16 protein-coding genes and 1 pseudogene are annotated in these 18,373 nt (G+C 66.8%); 7 read left to right on the forward strand and 10 right to left on the reverse strand.

Features of this window, described 5'->3' with window-relative positions:
- Positions 1 to 330 (forward strand): ABC transporter permease (locus ABEA43_RS66460; protein ID WP_345580844.1); only part of this gene is annotated, 330 nt, incomplete at its 5' end.
- A gap of 237 nt (positions 331 to 567) precedes the next feature.
- On the opposite strand, the gene ABEA43_RS66465 is transcribed toward ABEA43_RS66460, so the two are convergent.
- From ABEA43_RS66465 to ABEA43_RS66480, 4 genes are all read right to left on the reverse strand, one after another.
- Positions 568 to 876, reverse strand: coding sequence for a helix-turn-helix domain-containing protein (locus tag ABEA43_RS66465; RefSeq protein ID WP_345580847.1), 309 nt, complete (start codon positions 874 to 876; stop codon positions 568 to 570).
- A gap of 83 nt (positions 877 to 959) precedes the next feature.
- Positions 960 to 2,624, reverse strand: a complete 1,665-nt coding sequence (locus tag ABEA43_RS66470) for a thiamine pyrophosphate-binding protein (protein ID WP_345580850.1) — start codon at positions 2,622 to 2,624, stop codon at positions 960 to 962.
- Positions 2,625 to 2,668: 44 nt separating this feature from the next.
- Positions 2,669 to 3,766 carry an alpha/beta hydrolase gene (locus tag ABEA43_RS66475; RefSeq protein WP_345580853.1) on the reverse strand — a complete coding sequence of 366 codons (1,098 nt, stop codon included), beginning with the start codon at positions 3,764 to 3,766 and terminating at the stop codon, positions 2,669 to 2,671.
- Positions 3,767 to 3,892: 126 nt separating this feature from the next.
- Positions 3,893 to 5,056: an MFS transporter gene (locus tag ABEA43_RS66480; RefSeq protein ID WP_345580856.1), complete on the reverse strand. Its 1,164-nt coding sequence runs from the start codon at positions 5,054 to 5,056 to the stop codon at positions 3,893 to 3,895.
- A gap of 337 nt (positions 5,057 to 5,393) precedes the next feature.
- Between ABEA43_RS66480 and ABEA43_RS66485 the strand changes: the two genes are divergently transcribed.
- Together ABEA43_RS66485 and ABEA43_RS68605 are read left to right on the forward strand one after the other, a co-directional pair.
- Positions 5,394 to 6,500 (forward strand): ABC transporter substrate-binding protein, encoded by a 1,107-nt coding sequence (locus tag ABEA43_RS66485; RefSeq protein WP_345580859.1) that lies wholly within the window; start codon positions 5,394 to 5,396, stop codon positions 6,498 to 6,500.
- Positions 6,501 to 6,618: 118 nt separating this feature from the next.
- A pseudogene (locus tag ABEA43_RS68605) lies at positions 6,619 to 6,804 on the forward strand (helix-turn-helix domain-containing protein); the annotation flags it as partial.
- Here ABEA43_RS68605 and ABEA43_RS66490 read toward each other — a convergent pair.
- Positions 6,772 to 7,059: a hypothetical protein gene (locus tag ABEA43_RS66490; RefSeq protein ID WP_345580862.1), complete on the reverse strand. Its 288-nt coding sequence runs from the start codon at positions 7,057 to 7,059 to the stop codon at positions 6,772 to 6,774. The pseudogene ABEA43_RS68605 and the gene ABEA43_RS66490 sit on opposite strands and share 33 nt — an antisense overlap.
- Before the next feature lie 98 nt (positions 7,060 to 7,157).
- Between ABEA43_RS66490 and ABEA43_RS66495 the strand changes: the two genes are divergently transcribed.
- Positions 7,158 to 7,610, forward strand: coding sequence for a substrate-binding domain-containing protein (locus ABEA43_RS66495; protein WP_345580864.1), 453 nt, complete (start codon positions 7,158 to 7,160; stop codon positions 7,608 to 7,610).
- Positions 7,611 to 7,658: 48 nt separating this feature from the next.
- Here the strand turns inward: ABEA43_RS66495 and ABEA43_RS66500 are convergent, their stop codons facing one another.
- From ABEA43_RS66500 to ABEA43_RS66515, 4 genes are all read right to left on the reverse strand, one after another.
- Positions 7,659 to 8,879: an ABC transporter ATP-binding protein gene (locus ABEA43_RS66500; RefSeq protein WP_345580867.1), complete on the reverse strand. Its 1,221-nt coding sequence runs from the start codon at positions 8,877 to 8,879 to the stop codon at positions 7,659 to 7,661.
- A gap of 25 nt (positions 8,880 to 8,904) precedes the next feature.
- Entirely contained in the window at positions 8,905 to 10,572 is a 1,668-nt protein-coding gene (locus tag ABEA43_RS66505; RefSeq protein ID WP_345580870.1) for an ABC transporter permease, read from the reverse strand.
- A 177-nt stretch (positions 10,573 to 10,749) separates the two neighbouring features.
- Positions 10,750 to 12,144, reverse strand: coding sequence for a CapA family protein (locus ABEA43_RS66510; protein WP_345580873.1), 1,395 nt, complete (start codon positions 12,142 to 12,144; stop codon positions 10,750 to 10,752).
- 138 nt (positions 12,145 to 12,282) lie between these two features.
- The gene (locus tag ABEA43_RS66515; protein WP_345580876.1) at positions 12,283 to 12,735 is read right to left on the reverse strand and encodes an RraA family protein; all 453 of its coding nucleotides are present in this window, start codon (positions 12,733 to 12,735) and stop codon (positions 12,283 to 12,285) included.
- A gap of 94 nt (positions 12,736 to 12,829) precedes the next feature.
- Here ABEA43_RS66515 and ABEA43_RS66520 point away from each other — a divergent pair, with 94 nt between their 5' ends.
- Positions 12,830 to 13,045 (forward strand): siderophore-interacting protein, encoded by a 216-nt coding sequence (locus ABEA43_RS66520; protein WP_345580888.1) that lies wholly within the window; start codon positions 12,830 to 12,832, stop codon positions 13,043 to 13,045.
- A 63-nt stretch (positions 13,046 to 13,108) separates the two neighbouring features.
- A complete protein-coding gene (locus tag ABEA43_RS66525; protein WP_345580879.1) occupies positions 13,109 to 13,966 on the forward strand; it encodes an ABC transporter substrate-binding protein in 858 nt (285 codons plus the stop codon).
- A 400-nt stretch (positions 13,967 to 14,366) separates the two neighbouring features.
- On the opposite strand, the gene ABEA43_RS66530 is transcribed toward ABEA43_RS66525, so the two are convergent.
- Complete coding sequence (locus tag ABEA43_RS66530; RefSeq protein WP_345580882.1) at positions 14,367 to 16,241, reverse strand: thiol-activated cytolysin family protein; 1,875 nt, start codon at positions 16,239 to 16,241, stop codon at positions 14,367 to 14,369.
- A 140-nt stretch (positions 16,242 to 16,381) separates the two neighbouring features.
- Here ABEA43_RS66530 and ABEA43_RS66535 point away from each other — a divergent pair.
- On the forward strand, positions 16,382 to 18,373 hold a 1,992-nt coding region (locus tag ABEA43_RS66535), incomplete at its 3' end, for an AAA family ATPase (RefSeq protein ID WP_345580885.1).

The raw sequence follows: 18,373 nt of genomic DNA on the forward strand, positions 1-18,373 counted from the left end.
GGCGTCGCCAACACCATGGTCATCTCGGTCCTGGAACGCCGCTCCGAGATCGGCCTGCGCCGCTCCCTCGGAGCGACCAGAGCAGACATCCGCCTGCAGTTCCTGTCGGAGGCGATCCTGCTGGCCGTGCTCGGCGGCCTCACCGGCGTGGCCCTCGGCGCCCTGGCCACCACCCTCTACACCCACCTCAACAACTGGGCCACCGTGCTGCCCCCGCTGGCCTGGGCCGGCGGGCTGGGCGCGGCCGTCGCCATCGGCGCCGTCGCCGGGTTGCTGCCCGCCATCCGCGCGGCCCGCATGCAACCCACCGAGGCACTGCGAACCGTCTGACATGCCCGGCACGACGGGGCAAACCGTCGCGCCGGGCTTCAGGATGCCGGGCGGTCCGTTGATTGGATACTCACGACACTCGCTCGCCCGCCACGCCCGCCTCCGCGCGAGCGCACCCCTGTGACCACCGCAGCACGTGGGCACGAGGGGTGCCCCGCGTCCGGCGCAGGCCACTCCCGTGAGATAGCAGCTTGACCACGCCCTCGATGGGGTAGCCGATGTGGAGCAGCCGCCCGATCAGCGTCTTGAACCGGCCCAGCGTCCAGCACCGGTCTTCGACGTAACCCCAGGCCAGCGGGCCGCGCCGTAACTCGGCGTCCGGTTGCTGCCACTGCCGGGCCGACAGTTCTCCCCCGACACCGGCCCCTTCGACCGCAGCGCCTGCTCTCCGCCCTCAAGCCAGGCCTTACGCCAGCGCGTCACCGACCGCTCGTGCACCCGTAACCGCGCCGCGACCGTCCCGGTCGACTCCCCGGCCTCGAACCACTCGGCCGCCTGCAGCCGTACACGCTCCCGCCGCTCCTGCTCAGCGGGTGTGTATCGCACCCGTACCGCATACCCCCGGTCATACCGCACCGACCGCTATCCGTCACGACCAAGAGACTCTACGCATTCAACCTGTGTTGCGCTCAGGTCTCGGCCCCCGTGTGCGGCAGGCGCAGGTGCCGGCTGAGTACCGAACGCGCCGTGCGTACGTCAGCGACGGCGAGGCCGGGGGCCAGTGCCTCCGCAGCGAGCGTTTGCGCGTCCTCCGCGGCGATCGTCGCATGACGGGCGCCGAGCGCGCCTGCGAGCACGGCGACGTCGGGCGGTGGCACGAGGGCGGCGTCGGCGTCGCCGCCCTCTAGTTTGAGCCGCTGGTACTCGGTGCCCAGCGCCTGGTCGTTGAGCACGAACACGGTCAGATTCGCGCCGGCCCGGGCCGCCGTGTCGAGTTCCGGCGCGTGCATCATGAACGCGGCGTCCCCCTCGAAGACCACGGTCTTGTGCCCAGGCGCGCCGAGGGCCACGCCGATGGCCGTGGTGAGCGCCTGCCCGATGGAGCCGAAGCCCTGCGCGGTGTAGAACCGGCCGCGTGCCGGTGCGGGGACGAAGGCTGCGGCGAAGCCCGAGCAGTGTCCGTTGCTGATGACCACGTTCGCGTCTTCGGGAATGTGTTCGCTGATGTCGACGAGCGCGCGCCGGGGATCGACGGTTCCGTCTGGGATCGGCGGAGCGTAGTCGCGCAGGTCTTCTTGCCAGCAGTCGGACGACAGGCCAACGGGGATGAACCACGGTTGCCGGTCGCCGGTCGCGGATTGTGTCAGGGCGACCACCTGCCTCAGTGTTTGCGCCGCGTCGCCGTGCAGGGACTCGGCCTTTCCCTCGCCTTCGTGGTCCCTGACGACCTTCACGATGTGAGCGTCCGCGAACAGGCGCATCGACTGGGTGGTGCTGCGGCCCATGGCAGCGCCGATCGCCACGACCAGGTCGGCGCGGCGCAGCACGCGTTCGGCCGCGGGATGGGCCAGGCCTCCGGCGATGCCGAGATCGAGGAAGTGCCCGCCGAACAGGCCCTTGGCGGGCAGGGTGGTCGCCAGGCCGGCACCGAAACGTTCGGCGAGCGTACGCATGAGGCCGGGTGAGACGTCGTCCATCGCGCCCCGCCCTGCAATCAGCACGGGACGTGCTGATTCGGCGAGAAGCTGGGCCAGCCGTTCGGCGGCGGCCGCGCCGTCGGGGCGCGGGGGCGTCGCGTGGACGCGGGGCATCTCGGTGGCGGCGGCGGTCCCATGGACGGGAGAGGCCAGGAGATCCGCGGCGACGCCGAGGACAACGGGTTTCAACTCGGCCCGCGCGAGGGCGATCGCCTCACCGAGGACGCCGGCCGGGCTTTCGCCGGGCATCATCCTCCGGTAGACCGCCTCGCACGCGGCGGCGAATGACGCCTGGTCGAAGCTCTGGGCTCCCTGATAGCCGGCGGGTGTCTCGGCCGCGATGAGGACGAGCGGTGAGTGGTTACGGGCAGCCACGACCAGCGAGGTCGCCACGTGGGTCAGCCCGGGGCCATGGGTCACCGAGCAGATCCCGGTGCGTCCTGATGACCATCCGTATCCCTCGGCCATGGCCACCGCGGCGCTTTCGTGCCGGGCCTCGACTATGTCCACGCCGCGGCGCCGGAGCGCGATGAGCAAGTGCATGTTACCGTCGCCCATGAGGCTGAAGACATGGGTGCAACCGGTTTCCGCGATCGCCTCGGCGAACGCTTGTGCGTGAGTGGGAACGGCGGCGTCAATGCCGGCGAACGTGCTCAAATTCGGTACCGCCTCAGTACGTTGCTGCCCATTGATGGACTCCTTTACCGCATCAAATGCTCAGAGAAGAAAGGAAGCAATTTCGTCTCGAATCGTTCGGGGATTCGGTTGGTGTGGTTGCCGCTGTAGACCTCGAACGTGTGCGGCACGCCGTAGGAGTTCAGGATCCGGTCGAATTCGGTGAGGTTCGCCGCGATATTTGTGTCCTGGTCGCCGACGTCAAAGGCGATGTCCTGCTTCTTCAGACTGCCGATGTACTGATCGACCATGGCCAGCGGCCGATTGGCGGTCATCCGGGCGAGGACCGACGCCTGGGGCTCGCCGTTCTTGAACGGCGAGTCGTAGTAGAGAGGTGGGTTCTTCGGGTTGGGCGCCCACGAGGCCGTGGCGGCGACCGCGGTCCTGATGCTGGAAGGGATCTGGCTGTAGTGGCCGGGCCGCGTGGTGAACGCTTCGAATGCGGCGATCTCTTCTGGGGTGTCCGGGATGTTGCTGGTGGGTGAGATGCAGCATGAGCTCAGGATGTACAGAGCGGAGAAGACGTCAGGGTGCTTCATGCCGATCCTCATCGCGCCGTAGCCGCCCATGGAGTGACCGGCGAGGCCTCGGGCCTCCGGCCGCCGGATGGTGCGGAAGCGCGCATCGATGTAGGACACCAACTCCTGCGCGACGAAGCTCTCCCAGTCCCCGGTGGTCGCGCCGCTGGAGTAATTGCTGCCGCCGAAGACGGTCATCGCGTTCGGCGTCACAATGATCATCTCTCGTGACATGCCTGCCTGGAGCGTCCGGTCGGCGAGAGTGGGGATATGCGTTGCCGCCCCGGAGCCGAAGTAGCTGAGATCCGTCTCCGTGAAACCGTGCAGCATGTACAGGACCGGGTATCGCCGTTGACGATCGGACTTGTAGCCGGGAGGCAGGTAGATCGAGACGTCACGGTCGGGGGAGTCTCCTTCGAGGTTGCCCTCCAGCGTTTTCGCGTGCACCTTGGCGCGGACCACCGTGCCATTTGTGTTCCGCTCTCCCTCGGCGAGTGGCGCCTGCAACTTGGCTCCCGCGCTTTGCGCGGGGGCCAAGCCGAGACAAAGCACGGCGATAACGCCGACCAGCGTCATCCTGCCGCTTCGCCTATTGCGGTTGTTCATACTGACTCCTGGCATGCGAATTCCGCTCTCTGTGTCTCCATAGGGAAGTCGATCCGGCTGGCCGGTTCAATACGCCGCGCGAAAGAGTTCGTGATCGGCCGATAAGGTGGGACGTGTCGGGTCCGTTCACCGCCGATTCCCCGGGAGATGTCGGCGGACATGAGCCGGGAGAATGGCGGCGCCGGCTGCGGCGAGGACCGCGAGTGCGGCGCAGGCCACGGGCAGGGAGAAGATCGCGGTCAGGGCGGCGAGCGCGAGCGGCGCGGCACAGGAGCCGAGATCGGTCGTCAGCCGCCACGAGCTGAGGAACGGCGCCGGTGACCGCGGGTCGGCGAGATCCGACCCCATGGTGGCCACGACGCCGCCGCTCCAACCGTTGGCCACCGCCATCATCACGGTGCTGGACAGGTACCACCATGATGCGGCCGGCAGCTGCGTAGCGAGCGCGAGGCCGAGGTGCGACAGCCCGAACGCGATGAGGGCCGGTACCGCGACCGCCAGCCGCCCCCATCGGTCGGTCACCACACCGCCCAGGTAGAACAGCGAGAAGTCGATTCCGGAGGCGACCCCGACGACGAGGGTGACGGTCACGTTGTCCAGGCCTATGGCGGCACCCAGGAGCGGCACGAGTATCCGCCTGGTGGCGCGCATGGTGCTGATGATGGAGATGGTCAGGCCGAGGGACAGCAGGACGCCGCGACGCTCCCACATCGTGTGGAACACCCGCGGTTTCGGCTCGGCGCCGTTGTTCTCTCCCGCGGGGAAGGGCGCGAGCGCGACGACGGCGGCCAGGAGCACGGACGTCGCCACGATGGCCAGAAAGCCGCCGCGTACGTCGCCGGTGAGATGCAGGGCGAGAGCGGCGAGGAACGGTCCCGCGAACATTCCCAGCCGCGTGGACCCGGCCAGGGCGGAGAGCGAGCGGCCACGCACCTCGACGGGAACGGCCACGGTGATCCACGTGTGGCGGGCCATGGTGAAGACGGCCACGCCGCTTCCGATCAGCAACGCGCCAATGGTGAGGACCTCCAGGGAGGGCGCCAGGTAAGCCCCGAGGCCACCGAGGCTGGTGGCTGTCGTCGATGCGAGCATGACCGGCCGCTCTCCGAATCTGGTGATGAGCCAGCCGGCGGGCAAGACCATGAGCAGTTGGCCGATGGTGAGCATGGCGGCGACCACGGCCCCCATGGCCGCCGACCCCGTCACCGATACGGCGGCGAGGGGGAGGATGGGGATCGCCGCGCCCTGCCCGCAGCCGTGCAGGACGTTCGGGATCAGTATGTTCGGCACCAGGTCGCGCCATGGAACCCTGGGCCGCGGCGTTGTCGTCAAGTCGGCCTCTGCACATCCATAGAGCTCCTTAGAGATCGCCGGGTCGGGTGCAAGCTCGACAATAGGAGAGATTGTTGACAATGTGAAGAACAATTTTGACGCGAGGTCGTGAGACATAGGAGCGGCATGACCGATAAGTCCGGCCTTATCGGTCGAGTAGTAAGTCAACGCTTTTGGGCTGTTACGCCCGGTTCTAGTGTTTCTGGCAAGTAACACGGAGGCCGGCGGGTGTGCCGCTCATGTGCAGTGAGGATGCAATCCGATGTGGAAGCCGAAAACCATGAGGTTCAGAACGGTGCTTGTCGGATCCGTGGCCGCGGGCTCTCTGCTGCTCGCGGGATGCGGGGGCGCCGCCGGCGGTGGAACGAGTGTCGCGAATCTTCCCAAGAGCGCCGCTGAGGCGGGCGGCCTTGACGTGCTGGTGAAGAAGGCCAAGGAAGAGGGAGAGCTCAGTCTGTACGCGGCCACAACGGAGAAGGCCACCACCGCGTGGATCAAGCAGTTCGAGCAGAAATACGGCATCCCCGTCAAGCTCTATCGAGACGGCAGCACCACGCTGTTCCAGAAGTGGGCGCAGGAAGTGAGCGGCGGCGTCGACAACGCCGACATCGTCATCCAGAACGTGTACCAGCTGTGGCAGGACGCCAAGACCAAGGGCTGGATCACCGACTACAAGACCGCGAACTACGACGGCTACGACTTCGAGAAGATCCTTCCCGGCTCCGGGCTTGCGGGAGCCGTCTACCCCTTGCACCAGAGCATCGGGGCGGTGGCGTGGAACACCAAGGTGACCACGCCCGCCCAGCAGGAGCTGCTGCGGAAGGACCCCGTGGCCATGCTCGCCGATCCCTCGTTCAAGGGCCAGATCGCACTCGGCGACACCGGCGGCGCGACCACCGCCGGAAACTATGCCGGCGTCATACTCCATCAGGCGGACAAGTACGGCTGGAAGTGGCTCGAAGGCGTCGCCGCCAACGACCCGGCGCTGTTTGAAAGCCAGATCCCGATCGCCGAGCAGCTGGTGAAGGGCGAGTACGCCCTGACCTTCGGCACGGACACGTTGTACAACGACTACATCGCCAAGGGCGCCCCCATCGAGTACAAGTACCCCGACCCCACCAACGCCGCCCTCTGGATGATCGGTCTCCCGGCGCGTACCCCGCACCCGAACGCCGCCCGGCTGTTCATGGAGTGGGCCACGTCGGCTGAGGGCCATGACCTCATGGCGACCCTCGGTTCGGGCATCGGCACCCGGACCGGTTGGGCGGACAAGCGCGAGATCGCCAAGCAGCCGTGGTACGCCGAGCCCGTCATCTGGTACGGCATGGCCACCGAGCCCGAGCTGCAGGGAAAGGGGTTCGCCGATTTCGTCACCAAGGTGAACGCCATTCTCAACAAATGATGGCTCTCGCGACGACGAACAAGGCGGTCGCCGGTATGCCGGCGGCCGTCTTCGCCATGCTGGGAGGCGACGTGGACCGGGCGAGAGCCGTGATGAGCAGCGACGATAGGATGCCACGATGACACCCCCGAGCAGCGATTGGCGCCACACCAGCCGCCAAAGGCTCATCGCGGGTCTGACGTTCGACCAGCTGTACACCTTTGAAACCCTTGCCCGCGCCGGGTCTTTTCGTGCCGCCGCCGCTGAGCTGATGCTCACTCAACCGGCCGTGTCACAACGCATCCGCCATCTGGAACGCCTGCTGGGCTGTACCCTGTTCGACCGCCGGCAGGGCGCACGCTCGGAGGTGACGGCGGCAGGCCGGGAGCTGATGAGCTTCGCCGAAGACATGCTCGCGCGCGCCGATCAGTTCCATCACCGGCTCGAGCAGATGAAGGACCTCCCGCAGAACGCGACGCTCACGGTCGTCAGCGATTCCGACCACATCAAGCATCTGCTGGTCGAGGCCGTGATAGCCATGAAGGAGACGGCGCCGTCCGTCCGTGTGATCATCAAGCACGAGCCGTCACGCCAGGCGTGCACGCAGACTCTGGCCAAAGGGGAGGCCGACCTGGGCATCTGCCGCTATCCGGCGCCCGGGAGTTCCCGAGTCTCGGAGTGGTCGAGGAGCGGATGTACCTCTACGCCCGGCCGGACGATCCCATCCACATGCTGGCGCAGAGCGAGCGCATCGACCACCTCGGGCAGGCCGACTTCGCGACCTTCGCCGAGGGAATGCGCAGCCGCCAGCTCGTGGAACGCTGGGCGGAGAAGGTCGGCGCGTCGCTGCGCATCGTCCTGGAATCCCGTGGCCTGGAGGCGATGCGCACCTATGTCACCCGGGGGCTGGCCTTGGCGATCCTGCCGGAGTTCTGTGTGGGAGAGGACCTGCGCGCGGGGCATCTGCGGGCCGTCGAGGCGCTCGGCCTGCCATTGCTCAGGCGCGCCGTCGTCCTGACCTCGCCCGACCGCGAGGCCCCGTCCACGGTTCAGGCCTTCCTCAGCATGCTGCCGGTGAAGCTCGGCGCGTCGCTGACTCCTGTCGAGCAGCCCGGCTCGGCGAACGCTTGACCCCCGTCCCGGCCGGCTCAGGTGTTCGCCGAGCCGGCCGGACAGGGGTCAGCCACCGAGTACCGTGGTCGGCGTCTCGGCGGCGTCTTCGCGTGACGACAGCGCCGAGCCCTCGCCGTCGTCATGCGCTCCGGTGTTGTCACGAGGGAACCAGGTCAGGTTCTCCGGCGTGATGAGCAGGGTTTGCTCGGCCCCGATCTGCGGCGGCCTGGATGTCGGCCCGGTGACCGCCTGGACGTGCAGCCGGTGCTCTCCCGCGGCGTACGTGCGTTCGAAGTGATCGCCGAGGAACTCGCTGGAGACGAGCCGGGCCCTGAACTCGTTCCTGCCGGGCGAGGCGGACGAGGGGCTCATGTCGTCTGGCACGCGCACCCACTCCGGACGGAAGACGACGGAGACCGCGTCCCCCTTCGAGGGGCAGTCGGCCGCCGTGGTGCGGGCGATGTCGAGCACCGTTTCCGGGCCGAGAGTGGGGACCCGCACCGTGAAGGCGTCCGCACCGACACCGGTCACGGTGCCGGGCACGACGTTGGCCTCGCCCACGAAGGTGGCGACGAACGCGTTCTCCGGCCGGTGGTAGAGCGCCCACGGGTCGCCGACCTGCTGGATGACGCCCTGGTTCATGACGACCACGCGGTCGGACATCGACAGCGCCTCGGACTGGTCATGCGTCACGTAAAGAACGGTGATGCCCGTTCTGCGCTGGATCTGGCGGATCTCCTCACGCATCCTGGCCCGCAGCTGGGCGTCGAGGTTGCTCAGCGGCTCGTCCATGAGGACCAGGCTGGGCTCGGTGGCCAGCGCGCGAGCCAGGGCGACACGCTGCTGCTGCCCGCCGCTGAGGTCGGTGGCATGCCGGCCGGCGAACTCTGCCAGGCCGACCAGCTCCAGCATCTGCTGGGCCTTGGCACGAGCCTGGGCCTTGGGCATCTTCTTGGCCTTGAGCCCGTACATGACGTTCTCCAGCGTCGTCATGTGCGGCCACACGGCGTAGGACTGGAAGACCATGTTGATGTCCCGCTTGTGCGGCGGGACGTTGATGGCGGGGGTGTAGAGCCGCTCACCGCCCAGGGTGATCTCGCCGGACTGCGGGAGGTGCAGGCCGGCGACGCAGCGCAGCGTCGTCGTCTTGCCGCAGCCGCTGGGTCCCAGGAGGGTGACGAACTCGGAGCGGCCGATCTCCAGATTGACGTCCGAAACCGCACGCGCGCCACCGTATCCAGCGACAAGCCCTTTGACCACCAGACCGTCGTCCACCTGTTCAGTCACCTCGTTCATCGTCTTCCCGCGCCCATCAGACGCGGTTGTGCAGGTTGCCCGGCCGGAACACCGCTCTCATGATCACGATCCATGCGATCATGAGAGCGGTCTCGAGCAGGCCGACGACGGCGGCGGCCGGCAGCGAGGCCTGCTGGGCGTAGTTGAAGGACAGGATCGACAGCAGCATGGTGTCCGGCGTGTAGAGCAGGATCGCGGTGTTGATCTCCCGGACCGTGAACAGGAACACCATGATGACCGCCGCCGCAATCGACGGCCGCATCAGCGGCAGCAGAATGGTGGACATCATGCGGGCTCGGCCGGCCCCGCACATCCGCGACGCCTCCTCCAGCGACTTGTCGATCTGGGCGAAGCCGTTGCCCGTGACGCGGGTGGCATGCGGCAGGTAAGACGCCACATAAGCCACCACCATGACCGCCAGCGTGCCGTACAGCGGCGTGCCGAGATACAGGGCGAACACGCCGGTGGCGAAGACGATTCCCGGAACGGCCAGCGGCGACATGGCGACGGAGTTGAGCAGCCCCGAGCCCTTGTGCCGCACCCGCTCGGTCACGTAGGAGGTCAGGGTGCCCACGGCCACGGTGGCGATGGCCGTCACGACGGAGACCACCACGGTGTTGACCAGCGCGCCCTTCAACTCGGGTGTCGACAGGACTCCCATGAAGACCTCGGTGGTGAACCGGATCTCACCCAGGCTGCTCGAGGTGCTGAACGCCCGCAGGCACAGTGCGGCGTACGGTAGGGCCGTAGTCACCAGGGCGTACACGACCAGAAGAAGGATCACCGCATACTTTCCCCCGCCCAGGCGGATCCTCTTCCTGTTCTGCGATTTACCGGTGACGGTGACGAACTTCGACGACTGCCGCAGGCCGCGCTGGTACAGCCACAAGCCGATCACACTCAGCAGGACCAGCATGGTTCCCAGTGCCGCCGCGAGGGCGTAGTCACTCGGGTAGCCGTTCGTGGCCCGGTAGACCGTCACGGCCAGGGGTTTGAAGCTCATCTTCGCGCCCAGCAGCGCTGGCACCGAGAACATGCCGGTCGCGCTGACGGTGATGAACATGACCGACGACAACATGGCGTGCCGGACGGCGGGCAGGGAGATGCGCAGCGCCGTCTGCAGGGTGCCGCGCCCGTTCATGTGTGAGGCCTCTTCCAGGCTCGCGTCCATGTTCTGCAGGCTCCCCGACACCAGCAGGTAGCCGTAGGGCACGTAGTGCAGCGCCAGAATGATGATCAGCCACTCGAACGTCATCACGTTGATCGCCACCCAGTCGGGCAGGCCGAGACCCCGGGCGATCTGGTTCAGCAGTCCGGTGCGAGGCGCACCCAGTTCGAGGAAGGCCAGCGCGCCGATGAACGGCGACAGGAACAGGGGCGCTATGACGACGAGCTCGAACACCTTCCTAAACGGCACGTCGGTGCGTGCCAGGATCCAGGCCAGCGCGCCGCCCAGGACCGTGGCCAGGAGCCCGCACGCCAGCGACATGGCCATGGTCTCGGCCAGCACTTTCCAGATCTCAGGCGAGCCGTAGGAATTCGCCAGGGCGTCGAGCGTGAAGGTGGCCAGCGGGTCACGGGGGTTCTCCGAAACAGCGCGGACCAGCACCAGCGCGGTCGGGAGGAACACCAGAAAGGTGAGGAGCAAGATGACGAGAACGATGAGAGCCCGATTGCCTTGCATGCCTCCTCGAAACATCCTCGGCGCACGAGGCTGGAGCGTTTCCTCCGGGGCCGGCGTCACCATGCGCCATCACCGCTCGGTCGAGGGACTTCGGCCGCCGGTAGCGGGCCCGCGACGGACGATCGGCAAGACGTGCGCCTCATCCGCAAAACCTCCAGATACGTGATCGAGCGATGGTCAGCCGTCTAGCCGCAGTCTGCCGATCCCTTCGTCGATCTCGATGGATGTGTCGTACTCGGCCGACAACTGCTGATATCGCTCGAGCACCCGGGAGCCGTTGACCCGATCCGCAGTGAGCGGACGGCCCTCGGTGAGCGGGTGCCGCTCCGACTTACCGGTAGAGCGAGTGATCTTCGCTTCCTTGGAGACCTCCCGGCCGAGCTCGACCGGGTGGAGCGTGACACCGGTGAGCCGGCCGTCGGTGAAGTGGACCTTGATGATGGCCGAGCTCCACCATGTCTCGGAGGGGCCGTCGAGACCCGGGTGCAGGGGATGGAGGTCAGGGGTGAGCGTGGGCAGCGCGTCGACGTCGTGTCCCCAGGTTTCGTAGCTGTCGTAAGGGACACGCTCAAGGAACTCCGACTGGGCGAAGAAGTTGCCCAGGCCGTAGAAGATGGGCTTGCCGCGGTAGATCTCGATGCCGAGGGTCCGGTGCCAGCCATGGCCGACGAAGACGTCGGCTCCCGCCTCGATGGCGCGGTGGGCGAATTCGCGGACGAACCGGGGCGGCCGGTCACCGCGTGGGCCGTCGGCGATGTTGAAGTGGTGGGCGACCATGACCAGGTCGGCCATCGCGGCGGCCGAGCGGATCGAACGCAGGTTAGCCTCCAGATCGCCTTGGTGGCACTCAGAGATGATCTCGTAGCTGTCGCCCTCGCGAAAAACCATCTCACCGGCCGCCGACTGCCCGCCCGGCAGATTGTATTGGAACTCCTCTGCGGTCAGCATCCGGCCGGTCTTGCCGAACCCGCAGTCCTTGCTTGTCCGCAGGATGTTCAGCCGGTCCGCCGCCGCCCTCAGGTGTTGTGCCGCCTCTTGCGGCACTGTGTAGGTCATCGTGACCCGCAGCGGGTTGATGCCCGGCCGGCCGGCCATGGTCTCCTTGGGCCGGCCCGCCCATTCGTGGGGGCGGTTGCCGGAGCTTGTGGCGATCAGCGCCATCCGGCCCCGCGGCGTTTCGACGAAAACGGGGGCGCGGGCCTCCTCCAGGTCCTGACCGGTGCCGGCGCAGGCCAGCCCCGCCGCCCGGCAGGACTCCAGTGTGGCGGTCAGGCCGCGCTCGCCGAAGTCCAGGCTGTGATTGTTCGCCGTCGACATCATGTCCACGCCGAGCCAGCGCAGATCTCGCGCTATCCGGAGGTCGGCCAACATATAACTGCCGAACCAGTCCCCTCGGCCCGGATAGACCTTCGAGAAATCGGCGAAGTTCATCTCCAGGTGCGCGTACGCGACGTCCGACCCTTTGAACAGGTCGCGTACCTCCTGGAATTCCTTCTCCGAGTGCATGGAGAACGGCCTGGTCACCATGCATTCTCCAGCGATCGCAACCGACCAGTCGGCGTGGTTGGGCATGCGGCCTGCACTTCCTTTCGTTCGGAATGCCCTGATGACAATCGCCCGCCATACGGCGATATCCCTTTGCCACTCAGGTTTCCGTCAGGTTAAGTGGGTCGCCTGGCGTCCAAAAGACCACACCTCCTGCTCGGGTCATCAGCGACACTTATCACTTGCCGCCGCGAAGGCGGGGCGCCAGGCTCGGGTCAGCAGGATGCCGTCCTCGTCGCTGAGCAGCTCGGGCCCCGGGTGGAGGGTCACGACGCTGAAGGAGACCGGGAGCTCACGTTCTCCGGCGCCCTGTTTGCCGCTCGTGCCGCCCCAACCGGGGTAGCGGGTGCCGACGAGGATGGTAGCGCGGGGCCCGAAGCAGAGGCCGACGTAGTGTTCGCGGCGCTGGGGTCCGTCAACGCCTACCGGCGCAAGCCCGGCATAAGCGAGAACGTCGAGCTGGCGGAGCTGTCGGTCAGACGGCCAGCCCAGTGAGCGCCGCGCGGTCGACGCCGGGCAACCGCTCAGCGACCTGGATCGTCGCGTCCACGTAGCGCTGCCGCAGATCACCAGCCCCGTCTCCACCAGCACCCGATCGGCCACGATCACGGTGTCCACGTCGGCGGCCCCGCCCATCAGGAGGAACCCCTCGAATGGACGGGGCCGCAGCAGGTAACCGCCAGTCGTCGGCGGGGACCAGCACGAGGCCGACCTGCCGCCTGGGACCGGCGACCTGCTGGAGCGAGCCGTACGGGAAGTGAAGGTTCCGGACGGTGAGCGCGTCTACGTGTGGCTGGCGGGTGAGGCGGGGCAGTTGAAGCCGCTGCGCCGCTGGGTCAGGGACGAACTGGGTCTCGACAAGGGCGACTACAGCGTCACGGGCTACTGGAAGCGTGGCGTCGCTGACTACGACGATGATGATCAATGACGGACAATTCGGTCATATTGAGCAAGTCGCACCTTGCCCCCTTAACTACCGAGGAAGAGTTCGATGTCTACTGGTTTGAAGTGGCGCCTTGGTGGCGCCCTGATTCTCGCGCTGTCTCTGGTCGCGTGCGGGTCTGACAGTGGGGGCGAGACGTCGGAGGCCAAGGCGGCCACGCGGGTCGTCAAGGCAGACAACGGCGGCATCGCCATCCCGGTCGTCCCAAAGCGGGTGGTCGCGACAGGCTATGCCGTACCCGCTCTGATCCAGGCCAAGGCACCGCTCGTCGGGATCTCGACGTGGCCGCGCGGCGAGGCGACGATGAACGCCGAGATCAAGGCCACCTACGACAAGCTCGCGAAGGTCGCGGGCGACACGGCGGCCGACACCAACTACGAGGCGATCGCCGAGACCAAGCCGGACCTCACCGTCATCGGTGTGCCGAAGCCGGTGCTCGGCGAGATCGACCTCAAGCGGCTGCAATCTATCGCGCCCGTCGTGGCGATCGGGCCGAGTATCCCGTCGGCGTGGCGGGAGCTGTCGCAGCGCCAAGCCGACGCGGCGGGCGCGATGAAGGGCTTCGACGCCGTCAAGGCCGCATACGAGGCCAAGGCCGCCGAGCTCACCGCGAAGTACAAGGATGTCCTTCCCGCGCTGAAGCTCGCCCACGTCGGCGCCTACGGCCAGGTCGACAAGGGCACCTTCCAGCGCGAGTTCGACGGTTCGTGGGGCACCAACGTGGCCTCACGCGTCGAGACACGCACGTACGCCCAGACCGTCATCAGCCACTTTCTCGGCGGCGTCCAAGAACGTACACCCTTGTTGGACGGCCGCCGTCCCCTTCGCGGCAGGCCGTGGAGCGGCGATGACGTCTGCCTGGCCCGCTTCGACCAGCGGTGGGGGCTGGTGCAACCCGGACAGTGAGGAGACCTCCGTCGACAGCTTCGACTCATCCCCACCGACAGGCCCAGCAGGCCGCGGCCACCGCCGACCTCGCCGGGCAACGTGCGGCTGCCTGAAACCCTGATGTCTCCAGCCGCACGAATGAGGGCGACGCCACCTGGCACGCCTGGCAACCTCCGGCACAGGCGCGCCAGCCGTACCCGAGCACGTCCGGCCGGCCCCGACAGCGGGTCCATCCACCAGCTCCGCCTCTGTCTGACGGAGAGGAACTCTAGTCGTGCCGCCGTGCTGATCGCCGGGCGATGGCCGCCTGAACGATGGGGCCATTGCGCCCGTCTGCAAGTGCCCATAGATCAGCGCGGCCTTCGGCGATTCCCGCCTACTTGAACGGCTCAGGTAGAACTACCTGAGCCAACCATTGTCACGCCGGCTGCGTGGAAATGGTTGGCAGGCGGCGCTGCACGGTTACGGTGACGTAGAAGGTGCCGTTTCCGTTTTCCATGTTGTCGTCGTTGAGGCGGAGCCAGAGTTGCGAGCCGTCCTGCTCAGCGGGGACGGCCATAGGCCCTACGCCGCCGCCGACGTAGAAGTAACTGTGGTTGTCGAAGCCGGCGATGAGGCTGGATCCGCGCGCCTGGGGAAGGGGGTACCAGGGTTTGCCGGGCCCGTCGAGTCCTTCGGGCCCGTTGCGGCCGATGAAGGTCCAGCCCGCCCAGATGCTGCCAGTCGCGGTGATGGTGATCTTGTCCCCTCGATTGAGTCTGATACCGGTGTTGACCGGCCCGCTTCCAGACCCTTCACCGACCTGGATGCCGTCCATCTTCACTTCCGGACCGCCATAGACGTTGGCGTCCACCACGCGCACGACCTGTGTAGTTCGGTTGACCGCGGTCAGATTGTGCTTGGGGGCCACATATCGCACCGTGTACCTGATGGGCGCAGCCGGAGTGTCCGCGGTTACCTTGATCTCGTTTTGGATGAACGTGGCTAGGCTCGCGGCCGGGTTCACCAGCAGGCGGGCCGCTTCGCCGGCCGCGCCGCCGACGACACTCACCTGAAGCGTGGACTTCCGCAGGACGTTCTTGTGGCTGACGTCGATGTTGAGATCTCCCGAGACCGCCCCCTCCCAGACCGCTTCCAGCGCCGACTTGACCTCGCCGGAACTCGCGGTGGACTCGGCGAAGATGAGGAGAGCCCGGCCGTAGGACACGTTCGCGATGTAGCACGGCGGGTTGTCGGGTCCCGCATATAGCTTGACCTCGTCGAGACTCACATCGTCGGCGAAGAACCGTGAAGGTGATCCATCCGGGGTGAAGGCGACGTTGTAGTAGGTCTGCGTGAACAGCCCCAATGTGGTGGATTGTTCCAGCTTGCTGGTAAGCCTGGTCCTTGCGCCGACGCCGAACATAGGTCCCTTGACGTTGAGGCCGAGGTTGATCGCGCCCTCCTCCAGGCTGCTGATCTGGACAAGACTCTTTGCGAGGGCAGCCTCGGCGTCTTCGGGGGCGAGTTCACCGATGAGGGTGTTGAGGGTATCGATGTAGGACGGCAACGAGGGTGTGTCCAGGTAACTACTTCGGGATCTCGTGCTCTTCGTCTTGAGATCGGTGGTGACGGTGATCGTCCCTGGATGGCGGGTCAGGTTGATGGGAGCCAACGCGCCGGTCCGCACCGACTGGCCCGTCACGACGGCACCCGCCCACATGACGTCGGGAACCGGTGACGTCTCCGTGAATTCGTGGACGAGGGCGACGATGTCTCGCGTGGATTCCCTGACCTCGACATCCACGTCATCCACTCGGGCCGATCGCTCACTGACGCTGATCTCACGCTCGCTAGCCGGCTCGGCGGGCAGCGGTGCCAGCGAACGAAGGTAGGCGTCCACCTCCAGAACGCTTTGCGGGGTGGTGGTGATGCTCGGCAGCGCCGGCCCTTGGTCGATGTGGAACAGCTTTAGATCCGACGGCTCTACGACGGATACGCGCTCGCGCGGCAGGGAGGCGAGGGTCTGCTCGTCGGGCACTTCCCGCAGGGTGCTGGCCCGCACCAGAAAGGCGGAGGTGGCGTCGGGAGCAATGTGTAGCGTCCCTTCGATCAGGGAGGGCAGCGGTCTACCCTGTTCCAGCTCGTCGAGATGATGGTCGGGGAGGACGCGTACGGCCTCGTAGCCGCCTCGGCCGAGATGTGCGAAGGTGACGTCATCCGGAATCAACCGGCGTCGGCCGTCCTCCACCAGATAAACGTGCGGGGAAGATTCGCCCTTGACCAGGATTCCGTTGTCTGCAGGAGTGGTCATGTCGCTTCCTATCTTGGGATGAGGACTTGACCTTAGGAACGCGGCGGCGGGCGGCGCCTCAGGGTGGGGCTCGAGGAAATCCCTCAAGGCCACCAGGTTGGGGTCTAGGCGGGATGAGGTCATCCGCCCACGATGGGGGAATGGTTTCGGCGTTCGTTGGGCGAGTCTCCGAGCTCGAACGACTCGGGATGATCTTCGGTGAGGTCACATCCGGCATCCCGCATCTGGTCCTGGTAGACGGTGTTGCCGGTATCGGCAAAACGACGCTGATCCGCCGCTTCCTATCCGACCGGCCCGGATTATCTGTGCTCAACGCCAGCGGAGATGAAAACGAAACCGATCTTCCGTACGGCGTGCTTTCCCAGCTGACGAGGGAGGCCTACCCAGCCGATTGGGATCCGATCGCGGCAGGGATCGAGCTGCTGGAACGCTTAGGAGCGCTCCAAGACAACGGGCCGATCGTGGTGGTCGTGGACGACGTGCACTGGGCCGACCTTCCATCATTGCAGGCGGTGACCTTCGCACTGCGCCGCCTGCGCGCCGATCAGGTGCTGTCCATCGTCATCGTCCGCGAGTTGGCCGGCGCGGTCCTCCCTACTGGGTTGCGCAAGCTGCTGGAGGATGACCGGACGACCCACATCCGGCTCGGCGGGCTGCCTGCTGCCGAGCTTCGCGAGCTCCGGCCACGTGTCGGCGGCGGTTTGCTGAGCGGTCCGGCAGCGGACCGCCTGTGGAGTTTCACCGCGGGCAATCCCCTGCACGTGCGCGAACTCTTGGAACACCTGCCGGCAGAGGCCCTGAACGATCTCACACGGCCGCTGCCAGCTCCCCGCGGGTACGCCTCGCTGGTGCTGGCTCGAACAGCTGACTGCAGTCCGGCCACCCGGGATTTACTGGCCGCTGCTAGTGTCCTGTCCCTTCCGCGCCCCATCGATGAGATCGCCAAGCTCGCCGCCATCGAGCCGCTGACCACGCTCGAGGAGGCAGTCCACGCAGGACTGCTGGAGGAACAGCGGGTCGGCTACAGCCTTCAGGTGAACTTCCCGCACCCCTTGACCCAGGCCGCGATCTACCAAGGACTCGGGGCGGCCACTCGGCATCGCCTACACATACACGCGGCAGAAATCACCATGTCCGACCTTGAGAGTCTCCATCATCGGGTACGTGCGGCCACCGGACCTGATCCCGAGCTGGCCGCCGAGCTGGCCGCCTTCGCACAAGACGAGCAGCTCACCGGCCGGTGGTCCGCTGCAGGAAACCACTTGGTGCAGGCCGCTCTTTTGTGCTCGGACGAATCCCAGCACGCCCAGCTGATCGGTGAGGCCATCGGCGCTCTTGCCCACGCTGGCCGAGTACACGAGGCGACAGAACTAGCCCAAACACTGCCCGCCACCTGCCCGCCCGAAGTCCGTTCCTTCGCTCAGGGAGTCCTGGCCCAAATCCAAGGCCGCAGCGACGACGCCATCCCGTTCCTGATCGAAGCATGGCAACACGCTGATCCAGCGGCCAACCCCCTGATGTCGGCCCGCGCGGCGGAGCAGCTGGCCATCCACACGGCGATGGCAGGCCAAGCCGCCCAGTCAATCTTGTGGGCAGACCGCGCGCTCAGCGTCGCCAGGCAGGGCCTGGATATGGGTATCGTCCGGGGCGTACGCCTGTTAGCAGTGGCCTTCCTCCAGGGTCCCGACAAAGCACTGGAAAGTGTCGCTCACTTGCCCCCGGCCGCAGCCGGCAACCGACATGACCGCGACCAACTGGTCGGCAGGGCGACAATCCGAACCTGGAGTGGCGACGTTCACGGCGCGATCGCCGACCTGACCGGCCTGCTCGCCTGCAGTGAGCACCTGTCGGCCTTCCAGCGCATCGTCGCGCATTCCCACCTTGGTAACGCCCTTCACCTGGCAGGCGACTGGGATGACGCTCTCGTCCACGGTGAGATCTCGGTTGTTCTTGCGGAGGAGTTCGACCAGCGTTGGATGGCGGGAGGCGCCCATGCCCTGGCCGCCTTAGTGGTCCAGTCCGTAAGTCATGCGAGGGTTCACACGGCCGCGGATAGTGCGGCAGGCTGGTGGCCGCAGCCAGCGGGTTGCTGGAAGTGGCGCTCCTTCTGTTCGTGTCGCTCGATCCGGGCC

It is taken from the genome of Nonomuraea rosea (assembly GCF_039539705.1).
Lineage (GTDB): Bacteria > Actinomycetota > Actinomycetes > Streptosporangiales > Streptosporangiaceae > Nonomuraea > Nonomuraea rosea.

Excerpts from the sequence above, each read along its gene's own strand:
- ABEA43_RS66475 (WP_345580853.1), bottom strand. The coding sequence starts at position 3,766 with ATGAACAACCGCAATAGGCGAAGCGGCAGGATGACGCTGGTCGGCGTT.
- ABEA43_RS66505 (WP_345580870.1), bottom strand. The coding sequence starts at position 10,572 with ATGCAAGGCAATCGGGCTCTCATCGTTCTCGTCATCTTGCTCCTCACC.
- ABEA43_RS66510 (WP_345580873.1), bottom strand. The coding sequence starts at position 12,144 with ATGCCCAACCACGCCGACTGGTCGGTTGCGATCGCTGGAGAATGCATG.
- ABEA43_RS66525 (WP_345580879.1), top strand. The coding sequence starts at position 13,109 with ATGTCTACTGGTTTGAAGTGGCGCCTTGGTGGCGCCCTGATTCTCGCG.
- ABEA43_RS66530 (WP_345580882.1), bottom strand. The coding sequence starts at position 16,241 with ATGACCACTCCTGCAGACAACGGAATCCTGGTCAAGGGCGAATCTTCC.